This is a genomic window from Sessilibacter sp. MAH1, assembly GCF_054658315.1.
In genome coordinates, this window is sequence record NZ_BAAGIC010000017.1 from 115,283 (window position 1) to 121,282 (window position 6,000).

Genomic DNA, 6,000 nt, shown 5'->3' on the forward strand with positions numbered 1-6,000 from the left:
CGACGAATCATTGATCAACAGATCTAATTTTTATACGTTATCGTTATTAACATTTAGATAATCGTCTATTAAAAAATATTCATAGTTTTTTTGATTATTATGCATTTCTCCATGCCTACGGTTTAATAACCAACATTCAAGGACATTAGGGAGGCATTACAATGAAATCAAAACCACTACTAACTGCGGCGTTGCTAGGTTTAGGAGTTACAGGCTCGATTGGCGCGCAAGCGAATATCATTAATTTAAACGCGTCGGCCAGTGCAGAACAACTTGCTGCAAATCTATTCACCAACAGCCTAGGCGCTGTATCAATTTCTAACGTTAACTACACCGGTGATGTACTACAAAGTGGTATATTTTCCACCGATGGCAACACCTTTTTGGATGATCTCGGTTTAAGTTCTGGCATTGTTTTGTCTACCGGCTCGGTGTTTGACGCTGTAAGTACAACGAATACTAGTAATCGAATCAGTACTAATTTCGGAAATGCTGGATCGGACCTAGTCTCAAACGTTAGCGGTAGAAGCTCATCCGATGGCGTGACCTTAAGCTTTAACTTTGAAATTGATAATATTGATACTGCCGGCGAATTTTTCTTTCCAACGATCGATATTGATGTTGTGTTCGCGTCCGATGAGTACCAATTTTTTAACGGTCAGGGATTTAGTGAACCCAATGATTTAGCGGTTATATCAATCGATGGTGGAAATTTCTTTGGTGATGCTTTATCCGTTGATAGGATCAACCGACAAGGTGATTTAGCAAATTTATTTAATTCAAACTTAAATGAAGACGCCGCCATAGGTACTGGTCTTGATGGTGGTTTCGCCACTGAAGCAGATGGCTTTAGCGACCTGATTAGCTTCTCCCAAGTTCTTTTCGATTCAACAAGCTCGACCCATACATTGGAAATCTCCATAGCCGATGCAGGATTATTTGGTAGTGGGGATTCCTTTATTTTCTTAGCAATTAATTCGCCCGATCTACCGACAGTAACAAGGCCACCAGTGGCTGTTCCCGAATTAAACGCTAAAAGCGGATCGATTGTTGCGTTTTTGTTAGTGGGTTTGTTACTGCTAAGATCAGAGAGTAGTCGTCGTAAGTCTACACTCTCTACCCAATTCGCCTAATTATTTACAAACATCGAATCAGACCGTAGATTCATTATTTGCGGTCTGATTTGTACATAAACCTCTTTTATCAATATTACTTATTTCTAAGAAATTTTCTGCTGACCAAGAACACTGGCTTTTTTCGCTAAAAAATCTATTTTCGCGGTATCAATGGTTGATAGATCGTAGTGATTTAATTGACGAATTAATTTATCAGACAATTGCGGCAATTTACTCAATGCAATTAATACAGGATCGTCGTGAGTTCTGGTTAAACGACATTTATCCAATAATAAATTGTGTTGCAATAAATATTTTTGAATTTGTTTGGCGATATAGGGATTAGCCAAGTACATTTTGTTGGCACCCACCAAAAATGGGACAAAATTACTTCTTTTATCCCCGTAACAAAACTCCAGAACCGCGGATCCTACACCTGGAAATTCTCTGTCCTGATAGTCATCCATCATAATTACTCCGGCATCGGTGACCAAAGGCGATAATAGCGTTAATGTGTGCAAGACCTCGTGATGTTCATGGCCGGCATCTATATGCAAAAACCTTAAAGGCGTAGGGAAATTCTCTCTCAAATAATCCAGAGTATAGTTAGCAGAATCTTCCTTAAAATAGAGTATTTGTTCTTGCTTTTTATTCGGCACAAATCTAGATACTGCATTTTTGGCAGCAGGCAACAAATCGTCTTCGAATAAATCCATTGCATAAATGGTTTCACCTTCACGAGCTAAGAGTGCCAGCAAAATCAGAGACTTACCTTTATAAACCCCAATCTCAGCAATATTGCCTTGCACCGAAACGGTCTGCTGCCATTCATTCAGTAATGCAAACAACAACATATCAATAGGAAAAAACCATCCTTCAACCTCTTTACTAAAATTATTCATGTAATCATTAACTAAAGCGGCATCGTTGTTATTCATAAAAATTCTCAGACAGTTAACGTTTTATTCTTACACGTCCACTTAACATCGTGACTGTCTTATGAGTGTAGACCAATATCAGCAAGATCTATTAAATCCACTTATAATTTATGGAAAATTCGGGTGAAGCTCGTATTTCTTGCGATGCCAGAATATAGCCTTGATTTTAAGAGCTTTAAATGGTTGAAATTACGAACAATTAGACAATCGTACTTTCAACCTTTGCCCTCTGATTAAATCTCGAACGAATTAATCAGAGGCTTCTACAGGTCATCTGTGTAAAGACAATTTTGAATTAACTAGAAATAAAAATTTAGATCTCTTCTGAGCTTAAATCACTTACGGCGTTTAAAATCGGTAAGTTTTTGTTCCGAAAATGTCTGAATTAATAGAAGTTCCTACTGGTTATTATTCAAAAGGGCGTGGCTGCAAAGTATTTTCCGTAGACGGTGGCAAAATAGGTAGTTGGAATTTAGGTTGATCACCGGTAAGCGTTTTTAAGAATGCTACAATTTGGGCATTTTCTTGATCGGTAAATTTTTTACCCAGCTGTAACCGCCCCATTACATCCACGGCTTCTGTTAAAGTTTCCGCTTCACCATCGTGGAAATACGGATAAGTCATTTCAACATTACGTAGGGTAGGCACTTTAAATCTAAAACGATCGGCGTCTTTACCGGTAACCGCAATTAATCCTTCCGCCGGACTTTTTGCCTGATAGGGTTCAACAATTCCCATCACTTGGAACGAGTTTCCGCCAACGCCTTCACCATTATGACAAGCTATACAACCACTGCTTTTAAATAATTGATAGCCCGATAATTCTTTAGAGGTGAGCGCATCCTGATTACCCAAAAGCCATTGGTCAAAACGCGAATTCGGCGTGACTAAGGTTTTCTCAAACTCTGCAATAGCGGTAGTTACGTGATCGATAGTGATGGTATCGGTACCAAATACTTGATTAAATTCGATTCGATACTGTGGAATAGACGCAAGCACATCAACAGCTAATTGGTGGGTAAAACCCATTTCGCCGGGATTTGCAATGGGGCCACCTGCTTGCGCTTTAAGACTGTCTGCTCGCCCGTCCCAAAATTGCGCTACGTTTAAACTCGAATTTAAAACCGTAGGCGCATTAATAGGACCTCGTTGCCAATGATCACCAATGGATGTTTTTAGATTATCCGTACCACCCATACTTAAATTATGGCAAGAATTACAAGAAATAAACCCAGACTTTGACAACCGAGGATCAAAATACAATTTTTTACCTAGCTCAACCTGCGCTAAATTAATTTCTTTAACCGGAGCTATCGGTTGAATAGGCTCCTCAGCCAATGCAACATCTATGTTAGACATCAAACCCAAAACGGCTATTAATCGGTACACTTTCGTATTCATGAACTCACCTACTGCTTAATGGCATCACAATTAATTTTTCTAACAAAAATTTAAAAAAGTGGTTTTATCTATTTTTTATTACTTAATATAAAAGAAGCTCTGATTAAATCAGGACGACATTAATCAAAAACTCTTAAAGATAAAATCCTTACTTTTATTTTCATTATTTATGTAACTATGATCAGTGTGCCTTTAAAACAATTCGTAACAATTGATCCAAATCATTTCGTGTAGGTATAACTTTTATTGAGGGAAGAAGATTTATATTTCAGTGAAGGAGTTCACCATAATTTCGGCTATTTATAGAAAACCCCGATTTACTCGACCTCTGATTAAAACAGGGACGAGTTAATCAGATATCGACATAGTTATACTTTATGATGGCAATTCATTAGAACAATATAACTTATTATTGCTTTTACACTGAAGCAGGATAGAGATGGCGCATCTAATTTTTATGAAATAACAACAAGTAGTATAAACATCATTAAAAGGCGTAAATAATCGCCTCTGGAGCTTTACCATTTAAACTCAGATAAATGAATAAAATCGATTGCAACGTATCTTCGTAGGCTTCGCCCATAAATTTCGTAAAATCCTCCTCTTCGCTTACAAATATCCAAATCTAAAGATCTGAATTAAAAATAAAATCACTATATTTTTTTGATTTTAAATTTGGGGCTGAAGTAGCTAAGAGCAGCCATAGAGGCTAGTTTAAAGCTCATGTATACAAGAAAAAGCCGGTTAACACCTAGACAACAAAGTAGACTTATTGAATATTTTGTCGTTGGAGCAACTGCTAGGGCGGCGGCTAAAATGCTTGGAGTACCCCCCAATACAGCCTTTCGCTTTTTTATGCGATTGAGGCAGTTGATAGCCAGTAAATTGCCGAGATACGATTTATCCAATCTCGCTTCTTTGATTATTGAAGCGCTCTATAAGTTACGAAACCATTTATCAATACATTTGGGAAGATAAACGTAACGGAGGTACCTTATGGCAACTCCTGAGACAATCATCTAAGAAACGCCGTAAACGGTATAACGCTTATGACAGCCGTGGCCGATTAACGAACAAAAAGTCTATTTCTGAACGCCCCTTAAGCGTTGAAAATAAACGGTTTTTTGGTCACTGGGAAATCGATACAGTTTTTGGTAAAGGCAGTAAGCATTGCATCGTAACTCTGGTTGAACGTAAATCGAAATACCTTTTGATTGGCAAATTGCCCAACAAATCGACTAAAGAATTGAATCAAAGAGTTTTGAAGTTGATTCTGCAAAATGCTTCTCGATTCAAAACAATTACTGCTGATAATGGTACCGAATTCCATCAGTACCAAGCGATTGAAGAACTCAGTGGTGTGACCTTTTACTTTGCCACCCCTTACCATTCTTGGGAGCGCGGCTTAAGCGAAAACACTAACGGGTTAATCCGGCAATATTTACCCAAAAACCAAAGTATGGAATCCGTAACACAACACCAATGTAATTATATTGCCAAGCAACTCAACCAACGACCACGAAAATGTTTACGATATAAAACCCCAGAGGAAGTGTTTAATGAACATTAACTATTTTGTCGCACTTCAAACTTGAAGTCAGGTTATATCTAACAGATCAATAAAATAACTTTCTTCTACACAATACCCCGGAGCAGACTCATCACTGTATACACAATTAAGGATTTCTCGCTCCTTAAGCAGAATATCCAATGCCGTTTGAAGCAGTAGTAGTACCTCTACACAAGATCCCAATCACTTATCATGCTAATCCCTGTTGCTTGTGAACACTTTGAAGCTCTCGGCAAACTTCGATTATTCACATTTCGAAGCTCAATACCTCAAATTATAATTACAATTTCCATTGCCTAGCCTAATTTGAAGTTGATTAATACGACTTTCTAAAACACCACTATATATGGTCGCAGCCAATTTTAGATTATTTTTCTTTTCTTCTATACGGGCAAGGGAAAACTTCATTCCAGTATCATCAATCATTCCATCTGAAAGGTAGTTTTTTCCCAATACATCAATCCCTTCTTTAGACAGTTTAATGGACATATCAAAGCATTCGGAAATAATATTTTCTCTCGCCAAATAAAGTTTTTTCTTTACCTTTTCGAGCATATTCAGCCTTTTTTGATCAAATATTTTTGGTTCATTATTGTGGCATTCTTTGGCCTGTAATTTATAGCTCATTGAACTAATTAACACCAAAATGATTAAGCTACCAATCAGTTTTGACAAATTTTCCGCCACTCCCCTCATAATAAGCTAACTTATACTTTTTCGCAGTTTCCTCAGCTGCAATCCTACTCGCGTCCTTAAATGAATATCCTTCATCCATTAGCTCGTACATGCGTTCATTCTGTTGATCGTTTAATTTAACTGCATCTACAGAATTCGGAGTGCCTTGTGTCCTTATATACATAAACTGTTCTTGACCACTTTGCGCTATCATGAAAACGTGGTTGTAGTGGTTTAATAATCTCGTACCAGCTTGTAGGGTAAACTGCCCTAAACAAAGGAACCTACAAATGGCCTATAA

General features: G+C 37.6%; 4 protein-coding genes and 1 pseudogene. 2 read left to right on the forward strand and 3 right to left on the reverse strand.

All coding sequences use genetic code 11. The features are described from left to right. The first annotated feature begins 161 nt into the window (after positions 1 to 161). Positions 162 to 1,133 carry a choice-of-anchor L domain-containing protein gene (locus ACYQ28_RS15920; RefSeq protein ID WP_460051561.1) on the forward strand — a complete coding sequence of 324 codons (972 nt, stop codon included), beginning with the start codon at positions 162 to 164 and terminating at the stop codon, positions 1,131 to 1,133. 86 nt (positions 1,134 to 1,219) lie between these two features. Here the strand turns inward: ACYQ28_RS15920 and ACYQ28_RS15925 are convergent, their stop codons facing one another. Both ACYQ28_RS15925 and ACYQ28_RS15930 read right to left on the reverse strand, forming a co-directional pair. Continuing rightward, positions 1,220 to 2,053 carry a class I SAM-dependent methyltransferase gene (locus ACYQ28_RS15925; protein ID WP_460051559.1) on the reverse strand — a complete coding sequence of 278 codons (834 nt, stop codon included), beginning with the start codon at positions 2,051 to 2,053 and terminating at the stop codon, positions 1,220 to 1,222. Between the two features lie 408 nt (positions 2,054 to 2,461). Continuing rightward, positions 2,462 to 3,454 (reverse strand): cytochrome-c peroxidase, encoded by a 993-nt coding sequence (locus tag ACYQ28_RS15930; RefSeq protein ID WP_460051557.1) that lies wholly within the window; start codon positions 3,452 to 3,454, stop codon positions 2,462 to 2,464. Positions 3,455 to 4,385: 931 nt separating this feature from the next. Between ACYQ28_RS15930 and ACYQ28_RS15935 the strand changes: the two are divergent. Continuing rightward, positions 4,386 to 5,024: pseudogene (locus tag ACYQ28_RS15935) on the forward strand (IS30 family transposase); the annotation flags it as partial. 261 nt (positions 5,025 to 5,285) lie between these two features. Here the strand turns inward: ACYQ28_RS15935 and ACYQ28_RS15940 are convergent. Further along, positions 5,286 to 5,699, reverse strand: a complete 414-nt coding sequence (locus tag ACYQ28_RS15940; protein WP_460051555.1) for a hypothetical protein — start codon at positions 5,697 to 5,699, stop codon at positions 5,286 to 5,288. Positions 5,700 to 6,000: the final 301 nt, after the last annotated feature.

What these genes read in the sequence shown, in the direction of transcription:
- ACYQ28_RS15920 (WP_460051561.1), top strand. Translation starts at nt 162, where the DNA reads ATGAAATCAAAACCACTACTAACTGCGGCGTTGCTAGGTTTAGGAGTT.
- ACYQ28_RS15925 (WP_460051559.1), bottom strand. Translation starts at nt 2,053, where the DNA reads ATGAATAACAACGATGCCGCTTTAGTTAATGATTACATGAATAATTTT.
- ACYQ28_RS15930 (WP_460051557.1), bottom strand. Translation starts at nt 3,454, where the DNA reads ATGAATACGAAAGTGTACCGATTAATAGCCGTTTTGGGTTTGATGTCT.